Raw genomic sequence first — 16,856 nt, 5'->3', positions numbered from 1 at the left:
AGTTACATTAATATTTAATGCTTTAAACTTTTAAACACTCTATTACTTATTATAATCTCATCCGTTATTATTGTAAACATTTTCTTTTAAATTATAACTATTTTTTTAATATCTTTGCAAATTTCTTATAACTATACAAAAGAAGTTATCTAAAAATAATAAAAATTAATGTTAATCATCCATTATTATTTTCCTATTCTTAGATAACTTCTTTTAACTATTTTAATCAGAAATTCTATGCTTAAGCCAGTTATTTCCCCTAAGCCTAAAGCAGTACATAAGTCCACGTACAATCCAATCAATATACATAGCTATCCAAATTCCTAAAACTCCAATTCCTAGAACAATACCTAAAATATAGCCTGCAAATATTCTAAATATCCACATACCTATAAATGCAGTTAACATAGTATATCTGGTATCACCAGCTCCTTTAAGGCCGGATGAAAGTATGAAAGATATCCCCCAAGCAATTAATGCTATACTGTTACTTCTAGTTAATGTTGATGATATATTTATTACCTCCGGAACATTTGTATAAAGAGATGCTAACCATTTTGATATAGGTATAAAAATCAATCCCAAAGATACTAAGCAAATAGTACCAAACTTAGTCAAGTATATTAATGTACTTTTTGCACCTTTAATATCATTTCTCCCTACATACTGTCCCACAAAAGTTGTTGCTGCTAAACAAAGCGAATTTCCTGGAACATTTATCATTATAGCAATAGATGATGAAATTGCATTGGCAGCAATAGATGCTGTTCCCATTGTTACTATAAACATCTGAACTATTAATTTTCCTGCATTAAATATCACTTGTTCCATACCTGCTGGAATTCCTATATTAAATATATTTTTCTGTATTTCCATATCAAATTTAAATGGAAATATATTTTTTAATTTTATAATTTTACTTCCTCTAAATAAAACTAACATTATAATTAAAGTACCAATAAGTCTAGCAATTGCAATTGCTACTGCTGCACCAGCTATTCCAAATGATGGTATGTTCAGTGTATTAATTCCAAATATCAATGTATATCCTAAAGCAATATTTATAAGATTCATAAATATTGTTATTTGCATAGGAGTTTTTGTATCTCCACATCCTCTGAGTATACCATTAGCAATTTGTTCTATTGCTATAAATGGATACGTAAGCAAAGTAAACTCCAAATATAGTTTTGCATCGATTTTAACTAATTCTTCTGCTGAACCATAAAGTACATTAATTAATTTAATCCTGAAAATCCACAAAAGCAATGTTATAATTAATGATACTAAAATACCTGATACAATAGCTTGTTTAGCTGTTTCATTTGCTTTCTTAGGTTTATTTCTTCCTATCTGCTGCGCAACCACTACCGTTGCACCAACTGATAAAGCTGCAAAAAATGATATGAACATATTGTTTATAGAATCAACCATTCCTATTGCTGATACAGCTTGTTCACCAATATGTCCTGCCATCATTGTATTACATGTACCTAATAACATAACAAATGTTTGCTCTATCATTATAGGTATTGCTAACTTTAAAACATCTTTTCTTATTAACACACAATATCCTTCTTCCTTCTAGTAAAACACCCAAGTTACTAGTTTTTTCTGTTAACGTTAAACAAAAATTAAAGCTATATATTTATAGCTATTACCCTTGTCCATTTTCAATTCACATTATATATCTTCATATTCGTCTTTATATCACTCCTCGCTACTCCAACAATTTAATGCTCATATATTCAATAATAAATTCCATCTTCCATAATGTATTCTAATACACGCTATCCCAAAATCAATAATTTATAATACATTTTTTATAAAAACACACAAATAGAATGACATATCGTTAATATTTCATAAACATATATCATTCTTTCTTTGATATAAAATTTTTATAACTATTTATAATCTTATCACTTATTACTAAAAATCACCACCTTACTCTACATACTTTATCACTAAAATAAGGTATTTAGATTATTCTTCTTTTGACTAACACTTGTTTTTATTAATATTCTGTGCAATATGAATTAATTCATAAAGTTTCTTACATTTCTTTCGAGCCTTTTTAATATATATTCTTTAATTAAATTTCTACATTTAAATTGCGTATGAGTATTTCACTTACTAAAACTTTAAATATAAATTTATTACAGCAATATATACGCATTAATTATTATGTTATTTTATTAAATCTATTTATATAATCTTTTATCACTTTTAGCACATAAGTTTCTCTAAAAATCCAGTTTGGAATTGTTTCTACTCCTGATGATATTATTTTTTCATTATTATTAATAGCATCTTCTATTTGTATCCACTCTGGCCTAAATTTTAATTTAGCCTCATATGGATCCAATTTTTGAGCTTTCCTTACATTTGATACTTCTGCTAAGTAATAGTAAGAGATCATCTTAAAAACTCTATTATTAACATATTTATCTTTGCTTCTTTCTGTTATAATTCCAAGTTGATCACCAATTTTACTGCAAACATATCCAGTTTCTTCTTCCACTTCTCTTTTCAGAGCATCTATATGCCCCTCATCCTTTTTCATTCCTCCTCCTGGAAACTTATAATCCTTATTCTTGGAATGTACCATTAGAATCTTTTTATCCTTTATTATTATTCCTCTTACTGCTTCCCTAAAATTGATTTTTTCAATTGAATCACTTACTTTATCTATTTCAAAAAGTTTGTTGAACATAATATTCATTTTCTCACATCCTTATTCTTCAAAATTCCCTATACCATAAATAATTTATCTATTAATCTTTGATTTCGCCTAGATATTGTTAAAATAATAATTAATTTAATTAGCCACTAATGATGTTTTTTATATTTTTTACTATTTTACAGAAAAATATCCTTAAACAAATTATACTTTAATTATCTATCATTGTAAAAATTTATTAAAATAAATTTAACCTTGATACTAAAATATTTCTATTGGTTGATAAGAATTAATAATTATTAAAATTTTAGACCCACAAAGTTTTTGTAAACCTTGTGGGTCATATTTGAATTTTATGAAATGTATCTACTTTATTATATTAAATAGAAATTATTCGTTTGTACTATTTGTGAAGATATTTATAATGGTGTGTGGACATTATAAAATATCGTTTAATCATAATACTTAGTGGTGTGTGGTCACTAAATATTAAACTTTTGGTGGTTAATTACTCACATTCATGGTAGTGTGCGTTACCAAGAATATTTTATTTTGTATTCAAAATTTTGATAAAACTTTTTTAATTATATTAATCAATTTTAATAATCTAAATCATCTATTTGCTAAATACAATTTTTATAATCAAATGTATAAAGCGTTTTTATAAAAGGAGTTTTTTATACTTAAAGCGAGGTCACGCGATAAACTTCCCTCAAGCATATTATTTATTGTATATTCTTTAACTGTGTCATATGTGTTAAAAATCATCTTTGCTTTCTTACTATCGTTATATACCTTCCAGTACCCACATAGTAAACATTTTTTAGTAGTACATTCCATAAAATCTTTAACATCTTCAAATGGTATTCCTAGGAATAATCCAAGCTCATGAGGGCAGTGATATTTATTATATCTAAATTTTAATGTATCAATATATCTATCTATTTTTATTTGAGAAGGATACCCTATGTTTACTAAAAAATCTATATGTGATTTTTTATTTAATTCTTTTTCTAATATATTTTCATCATAAATCATTATTATCATACAATCATTATTTTCTCTTAACTCTATGAACTTTAGATTTATATTCTTTATAAATTTTTTTCCGAAGTCATTCCAACCAATATACATCTTTTCATTACTTTTTTTCAAATTTATAGTTACAGCTGGTTTAACCCCTGCGATTACTAATGATGAATTATATACCAAGAAATTTTCTATATATTCCTTCTCGTCCATCAAATCTAATCTTTTGTAAAAATCTAGATATCTCATATCATATCACCACCAAATTTAATTATATATTAGCAATCTTCTTACCAAAGTCTATACAATCTTGTTCAGCTTCATCTGGTTCATTTTGAACTATTAATGGTGTTTCTACTACAATACAACCATATCCGTTCATTCTTTCCTCAAAGTCTCTCATCCATTTTCCATCGCCCCAACCATAAGAACCGAAAAGTGCAACTTTCTTACCCGATACCTTAGTTGAAATTTCCTCTATAAATGGCTCAAACTCTGACTCTTCTAATACTTCATCTCCCATTGCTGAACAACCTAGAATAAGTATATCCTCATTTAATAATTCGTCTATATTTACATCTGAGACATTTATAGTATTAACATCTTTCCCACTTTCTATGATTCCTTTTGCAATTAATTCTGCCATTTTTTCTGTGTTTCCAGTTCCTGACCAATATACTATTTTCATTACTTGTACCACTCCCTATTTAATTAAATAATTTTGAAAATCATTCTCAATTAGATAATATTATATCTATCCACTTTTGTCAAGTTTTATTAATAAATTTTATATTTTTTTCCTTAACTAATATTTTTTATATTACTTATAGTCAATCTTTATTGTATAAAAACATATATAAAGATGCACTGAAGATAATAATATATCCTATAAAACTCATGTAATCAGGAAGAATTCCAAATAAACATAAACTTATTATTGCTGAAAAAATTATATTTGTATAATCAAATATTGATATTTCCTTTGCTGGTGCGTACTTATATGCTAAAGTTATTCCAAATTGTCCAAGACTTGCAAAGATACCAGCTAAAAGCAAATAGATAAGTTGCATTATATTCATATTTTCATAGTATATTATCATTAATGGAAAAGTAATTACACTAGAAATAAAAGAAAAATAGAATACAATAGTTTCTGGATGTTCTTTTCCACTTAAAGCTCTAACACATGTATAAGCTGCTGCTGCAGTGACACCACCTAAAATTCCAGCTATTGCAGGCATTATTTCTAAGTTTAATGAAGGCTTTATTATGAATAAAGTTCCTATAAATGCTATAATTATTGCTATAATTTGTTTTATATTCACTTTCTCTTTTAAAAATATTCCCGAAAAAATAATTACGAAGAAAGGGCTCAATTTATTTAACATATTAGCATCTGATAGAACTAGTTTATCTATAGAGTAGAAATTAAATAAAATGCCTAAAGTTCCAAATATCGACCTGAGCAACAATGTCTTCTGATTATTTTTTTGACCAAAAAAGTTTCCTCTATGTTTTGATATTAGTGCGAATGCCACCATGAGTGATACTATATTTCTAAAAAAAGTTTTTTGAAACGATGGCAAATCACCAGAAATCTTAACAAATGCTGACATCATTGCAAATCCAAATGCAGATGCAGTTATAAATATTATTCCTTTCTTTCTGTTACTTAAATTTGTTAATTTCATTTTTCCTCCTATTATTATCTATTTATTAATATAAAAGCGCATAAGCTACTATAAATAAGTGCCCATACGCTTATATTTTATTCAATCAATTCTAAAACCGGTCTATACCCTACAGTTTCATATTTTAAGTCTTTAACTGACTGCTTAGAATATGTTGTTGAATAATATCCTCTTATTATACAGAATTTTTCACTTCTTAAGCCTTCGCTTTGAGTAAAAGATGAGAAATTATACAAATGCCATAAAGCATTATTATTTCCATTAATCTTCTCATCATCAAATTTCTTTATATTATTATCTACATCATAATCTTCACTTGGTGGAAGTCCATCAATTTTGTTGGAATTTACTATATACTTATCCCATTCATTATTCTTATAATTTTTCTTTTCACTATATCCAGTTAAGAGCCTTAAGATGTATTTTTCCCCTTCTACTATTACTACTTTACCAAAAACTAAATTTTGATCATTTAGTTCATTCCATGAAATATTTTTCAAAATATTTCTATCACAAATCAATAATTTCTTACCTGCATCATTTATCTCTATCCAAGATAATTTATAATCATCATCTTTATCAGTATCTTTAATTTCTATTTTTTGACCTGCAAATGAAGCAATGTCTTTGAACTGCACGAAATCTCCTGGCACCTTCTGCTTTTCATCATTTAAATATAAAGTACCAAAACTTCTAATTACACCTGTAGAATATGTCTTAATATCGATGATCTTTTTTATTTTTTTATTTCTAAACCTCTTCCCCATTGCTATGGCACCACTTAATGCTGCCATGGATCCAACAATGACTCCTGTTCCAATTAATTTATTTTTTTTACTTTTATCCATAAATTCCACCCCTTTTACCATTGATTTTATATTTACATAAATTTAATTATATGACTTTTTTTATATTTTATTCTTTTAAAACTTATATGAATTATTATATCTTATTATGATAGATCCTTAAATACAAAAATTTCTTATATTTTTGTATTATCAAAATCATGATTATTTGGCAAAGTAGTTTTTATTAAGCATATTATTGCTTAATGGAAATTCTGTTTTCTCCAATCTCGTACTTTGTTAACTTATTTCCATTTATAGAAATAATCCCTTTAGAATAAGATTGCAGAAGATCTCCTTCATACTTAATTGTCTTCTTACTAATAAGCTCTAAAACACTTCCTGCAGATTTATCATTGATATAAACTTTTCCTGAATAATCCACAATTATATCTTCTTTACTTACTGGCTTAGGCAAAATCAACATATTCCATTTTATTTTCCCTTCGTTTAATGCTGAATAATATATTTTAGTAATATTTCCGCTAACTTCTTCACCAAAATATACATTATCATTAATATCATTTCCTAATATTTTTATAACTTTTGCATTTGGTATTTCTATATTGTTTGGGCTATTTAATATGGTTGCACCATTTCCCATTTCCATTACCGCATTTGTACTTGTAGTAGGTACTATTATATTCCCAATTTCTTTATTTGATCTGACTTTCTCTAATTGATTCATTACATTAGCATAATATAAATCACTTTTTCCATTGGCTTTATTAATTTTTATGTAAAGACTATGTGTTGCAGTAGAAAATACTACATTGTCTACTTTATCGCTTGCATTCTTTGTATCTATTTTCAGCTCATTTAAATTAAAGTCTGCAAGTTGTCGTGTTTCACCTTTCTTCGCATCAAAAGATACTGGCTCAAAATAAGCTCCTCCTTTTTTTTGCACTTTTTGTATAACGATTATATTGTTCTCATTTGTTAACCATTTATAGAACACTACATCTCCGCCGTCTTCACATTGGAATTCTTTTTCACTATTATCATTACTATCTAATACCTTAAGTTTACTATTTTCTATATAGGCAACAAATCTGCCATCTGAGGATACTGATGCTTTAGAAACTCCATCCTTAATGTTAATTTCATTTTGCTTATTATCTTTTGGCATTTCCTTTTCTTCAACTTTTTCAGCTTGTATTTTTACATCTGAAGCTAAATATATATTTTCCACATATAAAAATATACCTTGTTGAATTACTATTGCTACAAGTGTCCATACTACTATTCTTATCAGGTTTTTCATTAACTATCCTCTCCTACAAAGATACTTCAAAATTACTTCTACTTTTGTGTTATATGTACTATTTATTATAATAATTTTTCACAAACTTTATTTTACTCAACGTAAAAAGCTGTGGCAACAGATCTTTCACCATCCCAAGCATTTGGAGAATTTATAACTTCTCCCTTATAGTACATTGTAGAAGAATAACCACCATCAAGAGCACCCGCATTAATCGCACCTCTATCTAACATTATTTCTTGAACATCATACAAACTTGCTCCAGGTGCTGTGATTTTTCGCCCATCAATAACCAAAAATATAACTGTACCATCCTCTTTTTGACCCACTGCAGTTCTAGGATTAAGCCCATCAGATGTCTTATCTTTAACCTGAGGCTTACCATTTATAATAATATTAGGCCTTCTAAAGCACATTGCTTCCTGCACTCCTAGTTTTTGAAGCTCATTAAGAGTATGATCTCCCACAATAAGCTGACCACCTTTAGTAAAAGCTATAACATTTTCAACATTATTTCTATTTACATTGTTTTTAGGATATACAACTTTTCCACCTGATATAACAAATCCCCCTGGCTCTGCCCCAGTTCCCGCATAAAGGGTTCCATCAGAAGATTTATCTACAAATGACCCACCATTAATCGCTGCAATAGCATTATTCTCTTCTGCCATTTCACTAGTTTTCTGTCCCATTTTTCCTAGATATTTTGTCATTGCAACTTTAACTCCTAATGGATTTTTTATTTCAAGTATATATCCATTATATCTGTCTGTATGTATATCATATCTAGTTATCTCATTTCCACTAGTATATTTCACCTTTACCTTATTTAAATCTGTTTCTGTATTTTGAGTACTATCATCCTTCAATTCTTCTGTATTTTTGTTAACTCCTAGGATCTTATTTATTTCTTCCTGGGACATAAAATCTGTTAATAGATACGCATGTCTTGTTCCAAGTAATGTTGAAACAAATACTTTTCTTGTATTTTCATACGGTCCAAAAAATAACACTAGAGGCGTACTTATACATAGAAAAACAATTATGTATACTATCCCTAAAAAGAATACAAGCGGTTTAAATTTTTTATTTTTAATTTTCTCTTTTTCTTGATGATTACTTTGCGTATCCATCGATTACCTCCTAATAAATTGCACATTATTTTAATAGCCTATAAAACTGTACAATAACCATTGTATAAACTAAAAGTAACATAAAACAATAATTGTAATAAAAACAATTACATGTAAATTCCTTCAAAAGCTTTAATGCATAATGTACGTTAATTATAAATTATGTACATTATGCATTATAAATACATGATTATGCTAACTAAAACATTAAATTTAACACAATTTAATTAAATATTGTCTTCAAGTGTTAAACCTGCCTCATTATGAAATTGCTGCTCCACAATACTTTCATTTTGTTTTTTATGATATTTAAGTTCATCACCTAAATTTTTAAAGGCAACTGATAACATTAGCTTAATTCTATTTAACTGGTTTACGTTTGAGGCACCAGGATCATAATCTATTGCCACTATATTTGATTTTGGATATCTTTCTTTTAGTGCTTTTATCATACCTTTTCCAGTAACATGATTAGGCAAACATGCAAAAGGTTGAAGACACACTATATTACTTGTGCCAGACTCAATAAGCTCTATCATTTCTGCTGTTAAGAACCAACCTTCTCCAGTCTGATTTCCAAGAGAAAGTATAGGTGATGCCATGTCAGCTAATTCTTTTATGTGTTTTGGCTTAGAAAATCTAGTACTTTTTTCTAATTGTTTTTTCATAGTTTTTCTATATGTTTCAATATAAGAGATAGCCATATTACATAAATTTTTTGAAAGTTTACTTCCTGCCAAATATTTTGCTTTAAAGTCTGCGTCAAATGCTGAGTAGAAAAAGAAATCTAGAAGATCTGGAACGACTGCTTCTGCCCCTTCATTTTCTAAAATACCCACAATATCATTGTTTGCTGTTGGATGGAACTTAACTAATATTTCTCCAACAACACCAACTTTAGGTTTTTTTACATTTAGTAGTGGTAATTCATCAAACTCTTGAATGATTTCTTTTATGTTGTTATTAAACTCTCTCTTGCTTCCGTTTACTAAATTTAATTTTACCTTTTCATTCCATTTCTTATAAATATCATTGGCAGATCCTTTAACTTTTTCGTAAGGCCTTGTCTTATACAACACTCTCATGAATAAGTCTCCGTATACTAATGCCATAATAGCTTTATGAAGCAATTTTGGAGTAATCTTAAAACCTGGTTGTTTTTCAAGTCCTACTGCATTTAATGATATAACAGGTACTTGTTCAAATCCAGCATGCTTTAAAGCCATCTTTAAGAATCCAATATAATTTGTTGCTCTACAGCCACCGCCAGTTTGAGATATTATAACTGAAGTATTATTCAAATCATATTTTCCAGATTTTAAGGCCTCAATTATTTGACCAATTACTATAATTGATGGATAACAAGCATCATTATTAACATATTTTAATCCTTCATCAACAGCTTTCATGTCCATTGATGGTAAAACTTCTAAGTTATAGCCTGATGCATTCACAGCTGTCTCAATTAAATCAAAATGAATAGGTGACATTTGAGGACATAAAATTGTATGTTTCTTTCTCATCTCAGGTGTAAATACTGGATTTTTGTATACTATTTGTTCTTCAACTGGTTTATAATTTTTTCGTTCTCTTTCGCCCATTGCAGCTTTTAATGATCTAATTCTAATTTTAGCAGCCCCTAAATTATTTCCTTCATCTATTTTTAAAACTGTATATATCTTTCCTTTTGAGGATATAATTTCAGAAACTTGATCTGTAGTAACTGCATCTAATCCACAACCAAAAGAATTTAACTGAATCATATCTACACAAGGCTCATCAGCAACAAAAGCAGCTGCTCTGTATAATCTTGAGTGATACATCCACTGATCTACAACTCTAAGCTTATCTTTTAATACTCCTAAATGAGACACGCTATCTTCTGTTAATACAGCCATATCAAAAGAATTTATCATATCAGGAATTCCATGATTTATTTCAGGATCTACATGGTAAGGTCTTCCACTTAATACTATTCCTTTTTTATTATTCTGTCTTAGATATGAAATAACTTCCTCACCTTTTTTTTGAATATCCTTTTTGAAATTCTCTCTTTCTTTACTTGCTTCTTCCACAGCTGTTTTAGCCTCTTGTATACTTACATTAAATGCCTTGAATTCATCTACAATTCTTTTTGCAAGCTCCTTTTCATTATCTAAAGATAAAAATGGTTCCATGAAATTAATGTTATTTTCCTTTAATTCATCCATATTATTTTTTATCGCTTCTGGATAAGAAGTTACCATAGGACAATTGTAATGATTTTGAGCATCCATGAACTCTTTTTTCTCATATGATATACAAGGATAAAATATATTTTTAATTCCTCTATTTATCAAATTCATTATATGACCATGAGCCAATTTTGCTGGATAACAAGCTGATTCTGATGGAATTGTTTCAATTCCAAGTTCATATATCTTCTTACTTGAAGGTGCTGATAATTTAACGCTAAAGCCTAAGTTAGTTAAAAGTGTAAACCAAAATGGATAATTCTCATACATGTTAAGAACTCTTGGAATTCCTATAACTCCACGTTTAGCTTCTTCTTCTTTTAAAGGCTTATAACCAAATGTTCTCTTGTACTTATAATCGAATAAATTTGGTAGTTTGCTTTCCTTAGACTTCTCTATTCCAAGCCCTCTTTCGCACCTATTTCCTGAAATGAACTCCTCATCTGTAGAGAATTTATTTACAGTAAGCAAACAATTATTTCCACACTTTCCGCATCTTCTAAATGATGCTGTCATTTCAAATTTATTTATTCCATCTCTAGGTAATAAAGTTGACTTTTCTCCTTCAATATATCTTTCCTTTGCAATAAGAGCACACCCAAAGGCTCCCATTAGCCCTGAGATATCTGGTCTTACTGCTTCTCTTCCTGATATAAGTTCAAAACTCCTAAGTACAGCTTCATTGTAAAATGTTCCACCTTGTACTATAACTTTTTCACCTATGTCTTTTTCATCTCTTAACTTTATTACTTTAAACAAAGCATTCTTTATAACTGAATATGAAAGGCCAGCTGATATATCCGAAATCTCAGCTCCCTCTTTTTGAGACTGTTTAACTCTCGAGTTCATAAATACTGTGCACCTAGAACCTAAGTCCACTGGAGCTTTAGATTTTAAAGCTTCCTTTGCGAAATCCTCTACCTTCATATCAAGAGACTTAGCAAAACTCTCAATAAAAGATCCGCATCCTGATGAACAAGCTTCATTTAAAAGTATTCCATCAATTGCATCATTTTTTATCTTTATGCACTTCATATCCTGCCCGCCTATGTCCAAGATAAAATCTACACCTGGCAAGAAATGATCTGCAGCCTTATAATGTGCAATTGTTTCAATTTCTCCTATATCTATATGAAGCGCTGCTTTAATAAGAGCTTCTCCATAACCAGTAACAGAAGAGTTTACAATCTCTATTGTTTCTGGAAGTTTTTCATATAAATCTTTCATGATTTCTACAACTTTGTTTAGTGGGTTTCCTTCATTGCTTCCATAGTAAGAATACAAAAGTTCAGAATTTTCACCTATAAGTGCTACTTTAGTAGTTGTTGAACCAGCGTCTATTCCTAAAAATGCTTGTCCTTTATATTCCCTTAACTCTCCCCTTTTTACAACATTTTTATCATGTCTCTCTTTAAACTTATCGTAATCTTCTTTATCTTTAAATAACGGTTCAAGTCTTGGCTCAGTATCATCCTTTATATTAGAAATATCAGAAATTTTATCTACTATATTTTTTAAAGATGTTGATTTTTCCTTTGTTGACAATAGAGCTGCTCCCATCGCAACAAAAAGTTGAGAATTTTCTGGCGCAATAATTTGTTCATCCTTTAAATTCAATGTTTCAATAAATCTGTTCCTTAATTCTGAAAGGAAAAATAAAGGACCTCCTAAAAATGCCACATTGCCTCTTATCGGCTTACCACACGCGAGCCCTCCTATAGTTTGGTTAACTACAGCTTGAAATATTGATGCAGCTATATCACTTTTTTTAGCGCCTTCATTTATCAATGGCTGAACATCTGTTTTCGCAAAGACACCACATCTTGATGCTATAGGATATATTACTTTATATTCTTTAGCATACTCGTTTAACCCCATTGCATCAGTATTCAATAATATGGCCATTTGATCAATGAAAGCTCCAGTACCGCCGGCACAACTTCCATTCATTCTTTGCTCTATTCCACCTCTAAAATATGTAATTTTTGCATCTTCCCCGCCTAATTCTATTACAACGTCAGTCTCAGGAATAATTGTTTCAACTGTTTTTGAACATGCAATTACTTCCTGTACAAAACCAAGATTAAGCCATTTTGATACTGACAATCCTCCTGAACCTGTTATATTAATTTTGCAGTTAATATTCCCTAATTCTTCATAGCATTCCTTTATTAAATCAATTATTGTACTTCTTATATCTGAAAAATGCCTTTTATATTTACTATATATTAAAATGTTCTCATTATTAAGAACCACTAATTTTACTGTTGTCGATCCTATATCTAAACCAATTTTATAATTTATCATATTTATTTCACCTACTCTGTTTTTTCAATGTACATATTGGTTATATAATTTTAAAGCTTAGGTACATGAAAGAAAATAATTCCTCATGTATACTGGTCTGTTATTTTTTTAATTATGCCTTAATAAATACTTCCATATGTATACTAATATAAAGTATTGTCTATAATTATAAAGAATTTAAGTTAATATTTACAATTTTGCTATTGGAGGTCACAAATGAATTATTTTACTGAAGGAAACAAATTTTACAATATGAAGGATTACGAAAAAGCCATGGATTTTTATAAAAAGTCTGCATCAGAAAATTTAAACACGGCTTGTTCATACTATAATTGTGGAGTTTGTTTAATTAAACTCAAAAAATTTGATGATGCAATAATTATGCTTAACAAAGCAATTTCTCTTAAGCATGAAAGTAAATACTTTTTTAATCTTGGATATTGCTATGTCATGAAAGAAAACTTTAATACAGCTTTACGTTTCTTTAATTTAGCATGGTCAATAGATCCTAATGACAAAGATTGTGAAAAGGCCATAGACCTTATTATTTCAAAATTTAAAAAAGCAAACTAATTTACCATTCACCAGCAATTTCTTCTACATTATGCTTATTAAATAAATTGGAATCAAAATAATTTCCTCCATCATAGAAGGTTGTATCTACATTGATCCATTTATTTTCATCCTCTAAATAAACTTGGTTCCATGCATGGCCAACATATTGTTCTCCATCATAGGCTTGGCCTCCTAAAAGCCTAACTTTAAGATTAGCAGCTCTAGACATCGCTACATAAAGACATGCCTTATCAAAACAAATACCTGTTCTACTACTGAACGCTGGTATTGCACCGCTTTCTGGCATTTTTTCAGTGTCGCCTCCACTTAAAACTTCTTGAGCCTTTTCATTATCGTACTTTATATTACTTCCAATCCAACTATATAATATTTTTGCTCGTTCCCTATCAGTTTTAGCACCCTGAGTTAATTTTAGCGCTTTATTATCAATTTCTTCATTTGATTTAATACCGTCTTCTATAGTAACTCCATTATAAATAATAATTTCTTTTGATGATGCATTTTTAATTGACTGTATGTTCTTAAATAATTTACTATTTACAATCTTGCTATTTTCACTTGGTGAATATTCTTGTTTAAGAACATTTTCTGTAAATGAGTGAACTGACGTGGAATTAAATATTATACTAGGAAAGACTAATAGTGCAATTATGATACTTACTTGAATGCATCCTGAGATGATTCCATTAACTACTAACATAGCTTTATTTTCATTCATAATTTTTCCTCCACAAATAATATTTTCACCCTATTATAATGTATATTCTAATTATATCAAAAATGAGAACATAAGCATATTAAAAATACATCTAAAATATGCGCCTTAAATTTCAACGAGCGAAATATAAAAACACTATTAAAAATCATCCACGTCTACAGCCATAACTTTTTTGATTACTTGACTAGTAATCTCTGTATTATATCCCTTTGAAATTAAATACCTATATAATTTTCCTGAAATCTTATAAGTATCGGTCTCTTTATTCTTTATTAAATTATATTTTTTTTGTGCTATATCAAATGCAACATCTTTTTCATTTTCTTTATCTAGATTTAATAATTCCTCATCAATGATTTCTTTGCAAATTCCTTTGCGAAGCAATGTATATTTTATTTTCTGACTTCCCATTGATCGTAATTTATCTCTTATAAAAATTTTTGTATAATTGCCATCATTTATAAAATTATATTCTTTAAGAAATTCAATAGCTTTGTCAATAGATAATTCGTCATACTCTTTAAGCCTTAGCTTATCTCTAACCTCTTTTTCGGTTTTATATGTTTTTTCTATTATCCTCAAAGCAGATTCCTTACACCTCATAAAGTTTTCACTTTCTGCTAGTGCCCTCAATTTCTCAGGATTTATTTCACTATTTACTTTAAGACTTTCTTTATAAACTAGTTCTGCTGAAATAGAAAATGCATACTCACCATCTAAAAATAAGTTAACTCTTTCTTTGTTTCTCTTTTGAATTTCTATTTTCGTTATTTTTGCCATAGTTAAAACTTTCACCTTTTTTATTATTTAATTTACTAGTTAGACTTTAATATGTGTATGGTCGGTTCTTTTAAAACTTTTTTTCCAACTTCATTAATCTTTAATATATCCAACATATTTAATCTGTCCATATCTTTAACAAATTCAAATATATCCTCGCCCTCTAATGCTTGATGAAGCATGTAATTACATAACTCAGACGAATCCTCTAAAGTTGATATTACAGCCGTCTTATGGACTTTTTTCATTATATTTAAATCTCTATCTCCTATTTGAATCTTTCCTTCAACTACGTTTTTTATTGTTTCATCAATAGCCGCTTTAGCTTCATCAATGTTTTCCTCACTAACTGCTGTGTATACATAGAGGGTTTTTATATTATTGGTTATTTCTAAGTGAGTATAAATATCGTAAGCTAATCCCCTATTCTCTCTAATTTCTCTAAAAAGAAGTGAATTCGAACTTTCCCCAAGTCTGTGATTCAGAATTCTTAGCGGAAGTTCATTTGATTTTTCTAAATCATTGAAGGTATATAAATAGACTATAGTGCTTTGCTCTATATCTTTCTTATAACTTATTCCTGTTGTTTCTTTATTTTTTTCTATTATGATATTTATAGGTTCAGGCTTTTGTCCTTCCCATTGACTGAAATAATTTTTCACTAAGTTTATAGCTTCATCATGCTCTAAGGGCGATACCATAGTTATAAGAGAATTTTGAGGTGCATAATACCTTTTATAAAAAGATATCAATTTCTTTCTGGTGAATCCAGAAACATTCTCTTCAAGTCCAGTAACCTCATATTTTAGAGCACTTTTATTAAATGCAAGTTTATTTACATTTTTAAAACTGAAATCCTCTATATCATCTTTGCTCATCCTTATTTCTGATAAAATTACACCTCGTTCTTTTTCTATTTCATTTTTATCAAATGTTGGATTTACAATCATATCAGCCAAAAGCTCTGTTGCTTTCTTAAATTCTTCCATCAAGCAGCTGATCGTATAAACAGTAACATCATAATCTGTATAAGCATTATATTCTCCGCCTAAAGCCTCTAATTCATCATTTAGCTCTTCACCAGTTCTATTGATGGTTCCTTTAAACAAAGTATGTTCAATAAAGTGACTTATACCTTTTTCTTTCATATTCTCATATAGAGCACCGACCTTAACTCCTATATTAATAGATGCAATTTGAGTATCCTTCTTAATAGTTATTACTTCCAAGCCATTTTCAAGTGTATGTCTCTTCACATCAAAATTTAATTTTATCATTCACTATTCTCCTAATTACATATCAAATATCCTGATACTTTGCGATCTTTTCATTTAAAATAACACTAGTAATGCTAATCACGTTTTAAAGTATAAATATGCCATTCATAATCATATCACAAAACAAAAGTAAATTTCTATAATCAAAAATAATCTATACACCTATATAATAACACAAATATATGTTCCAATTCAAAATTAGTATTATTATCCATGCGATATGTCTGACGTATATTCTTAAAAATCTTTTTTATTTCTTCCAAATTCATGATAATCATTATAAATTTATTATTTATAGATAATTATTATCCAATATAAT

Annotated in this window: 13 protein-coding genes; 1 reads left to right on the top strand and 12 read right to left on the bottom strand. The window is 28.6% G+C overall.

The features are described 5' to 3' along the window. Positions 1 to 222: 222 nt before the first annotated feature. From PZA12_RS12500 to PZA12_RS12460, 9 genes are all read right to left on the bottom strand, one after another. On the bottom strand, positions 223 to 1,566 hold the full coding sequence (locus PZA12_RS12500; protein ID WP_077843747.1) for an MATE family efflux transporter: 1,344 nt from the start codon (positions 1,564 to 1,566) through the stop codon (positions 223 to 225). A gap of 619 nt (positions 1,567 to 2,185) precedes the next feature. Beyond that, positions 2,186 to 2,725, bottom strand: coding sequence for an NUDIX domain-containing protein (locus PZA12_RS12495; RefSeq protein ID WP_103698764.1), 540 nt, complete (start codon positions 2,723 to 2,725; stop codon positions 2,186 to 2,188). A gap of 600 nt (positions 2,726 to 3,325) precedes the next feature. Beyond that, positions 3,326 to 3,961: a DUF3793 family protein gene (locus PZA12_RS12490; protein WP_077843748.1), complete on the bottom strand. Its 636-nt coding sequence runs from the start codon at positions 3,959 to 3,961 to the stop codon at positions 3,326 to 3,328. Between the two features lie 22 nt (positions 3,962 to 3,983). After that, positions 3,984 to 4,400, bottom strand: coding sequence for a flavodoxin (locus PZA12_RS12485; protein ID WP_026886120.1), 417 nt, complete (start codon positions 4,398 to 4,400; stop codon positions 3,984 to 3,986). 142 nt (positions 4,401 to 4,542) lie between these two features. Beyond that, positions 4,543 to 5,403, bottom strand: a complete 861-nt coding sequence (locus PZA12_RS12480; protein WP_077843749.1) for a DMT family transporter — start codon at positions 5,401 to 5,403, stop codon at positions 4,543 to 4,545. Between the two features lie 77 nt (positions 5,404 to 5,480). Beyond that, positions 5,481 to 6,251 carry a hypothetical protein gene (locus PZA12_RS12475; protein ID WP_103698763.1) on the bottom strand — a complete coding sequence of 257 codons (771 nt, stop codon included), beginning with the start codon at positions 6,249 to 6,251 and terminating at the stop codon, positions 5,481 to 5,483. A gap of 193 nt (positions 6,252 to 6,444) precedes the next feature. Continuing rightward, positions 6,445 to 7,512: a hypothetical protein gene (locus tag PZA12_RS12470; protein ID WP_103698762.1), complete on the bottom strand. Its 1,068-nt coding sequence runs from the start codon at positions 7,510 to 7,512 to the stop codon at positions 6,445 to 6,447. A 92-nt stretch (positions 7,513 to 7,604) separates the two neighbouring features. Beyond that, complete coding sequence (locus PZA12_RS12465) at positions 7,605 to 8,645, bottom strand: phosphodiester glycosidase family protein (protein ID WP_078115620.1); 1,041 nt, start codon at positions 8,643 to 8,645, stop codon at positions 7,605 to 7,607. Positions 8,646 to 8,872: 227 nt separating this feature from the next. Next, positions 8,873 to 13,186, bottom strand: coding sequence for a 2-hydroxyacyl-CoA dehydratase (locus tag PZA12_RS12460; RefSeq protein ID WP_103698761.1), 4,314 nt, complete (start codon positions 13,184 to 13,186; stop codon positions 8,873 to 8,875). A gap of 216 nt (positions 13,187 to 13,402) precedes the next feature. Between PZA12_RS12460 and PZA12_RS12455 the strand changes: the two genes are divergently transcribed. Further along, positions 13,403 to 13,759: a tetratricopeptide repeat protein gene (locus tag PZA12_RS12455; protein WP_077843753.1), complete on the top strand. Its 357-nt coding sequence runs from the start codon at positions 13,403 to 13,405 to the stop codon at positions 13,757 to 13,759. 1 nt (position 13,760) lies between these two features. Here PZA12_RS12455 and PZA12_RS12450 read toward each other — a convergent pair whose 3' ends face one another. The 3 genes from PZA12_RS12450 to PZA12_RS12440 all read right to left on the bottom strand — a co-directional run bounded on the left by PZA12_RS12450 (position 13,761) and on the right by PZA12_RS12440 (position 16,537). Next, positions 13,761 to 14,480 (bottom strand): transglutaminase-like domain-containing protein, encoded by a 720-nt coding sequence (locus PZA12_RS12450; RefSeq protein WP_103698760.1) that lies wholly within the window; start codon positions 14,478 to 14,480, stop codon positions 13,761 to 13,763. Positions 14,481 to 14,618: 138 nt separating this feature from the next. Next, the gene (recX, locus tag PZA12_RS12445) at positions 14,619 to 15,260 is read right to left on the bottom strand and encodes a recombination regulator RecX (RefSeq protein ID WP_103698759.1); all 642 of its coding nucleotides are present in this window, start codon (positions 15,258 to 15,260) and stop codon (positions 14,619 to 14,621) included. A 35-nt stretch (positions 15,261 to 15,295) separates the two neighbouring features. Next, positions 15,296 to 16,537: a M16 family metallopeptidase gene (locus tag PZA12_RS12440; protein WP_103698758.1), complete on the bottom strand. Its 1,242-nt coding sequence runs from the start codon at positions 16,535 to 16,537 to the stop codon at positions 15,296 to 15,298. Between the last annotated feature and the right edge of the window lie 319 nt (positions 16,538 to 16,856).

The organism is Clostridium beijerinckii, from assembly GCF_036699995.1.
GTDB lineage: Bacteria > Bacillota > Clostridia > Clostridiales > Clostridiaceae > Clostridium > Clostridium helianthi.
This window is presented reverse-complemented; position numbering and strand designations above follow the sequence as displayed.

Excerpts from the sequence above, each read along its gene's own strand:
- PZA12_RS12495 (WP_103698764.1), bottom strand. The coding sequence starts at position 2,725 with ATGAATATTATGTTCAACAAACTTTTTGAAATAGATAAAGTAAGTGAT.
- PZA12_RS12490 (WP_077843748.1), bottom strand. The coding sequence starts at position 3,961 with ATGAGATATCTAGATTTTTACAAAAGATTAGATTTGATGGACGAGAAG.
- PZA12_RS12485 (WP_026886120.1), bottom strand. The coding sequence starts at position 4,400 with ATGAAAATAGTATATTGGTCAGGAACTGGAAACACAGAAAAAATGGCA.
- PZA12_RS12480 (WP_077843749.1), bottom strand. The coding sequence starts at position 5,403 with ATGAAATTAACAAATTTAAGTAACAGAAAGAAAGGAATAATATTTATA.
- PZA12_RS12475 (WP_103698763.1), bottom strand. The coding sequence starts at position 6,251 with ATGGATAAAAGTAAAAAAAATAAATTAATTGGAACAGGAGTCATTGTT.
- PZA12_RS12470 (WP_103698762.1), bottom strand. The coding sequence starts at position 7,512 with ATGAAAAACCTGATAAGAATAGTAGTATGGACACTTGTAGCAATAGTA.
- PZA12_RS12465 (WP_078115620.1), bottom strand. The coding sequence starts at position 8,645 with ATGGATACGCAAAGTAATCATCAAGAAAAAGAGAAAATTAAAAATAAA.
- PZA12_RS12460 (WP_103698761.1), bottom strand. The coding sequence starts at position 13,186 with ATGATAAATTATAAAATTGGTTTAGATATAGGATCGACAACAGTAAAA.
- PZA12_RS12455 (WP_077843753.1), top strand. The coding sequence starts at position 13,403 with ATGAATTATTTTACTGAAGGAAACAAATTTTACAATATGAAGGATTAC.
- PZA12_RS12450 (WP_103698760.1), bottom strand. The coding sequence starts at position 14,480 with ATGAATGAAAATAAAGCTATGTTAGTAGTTAATGGAATCATCTCAGGA.
- recX (WP_103698759.1), bottom strand. The coding sequence starts at position 15,260 with ATGGCAAAAATAACGAAAATAGAAATTCAAAAGAGAAACAAAGAAAGA.
- PZA12_RS12440 (WP_103698758.1), bottom strand. The coding sequence starts at position 16,537 with ATGATAAAATTAAATTTTGATGTGAAGAGACATACACTTGAAAATGGC.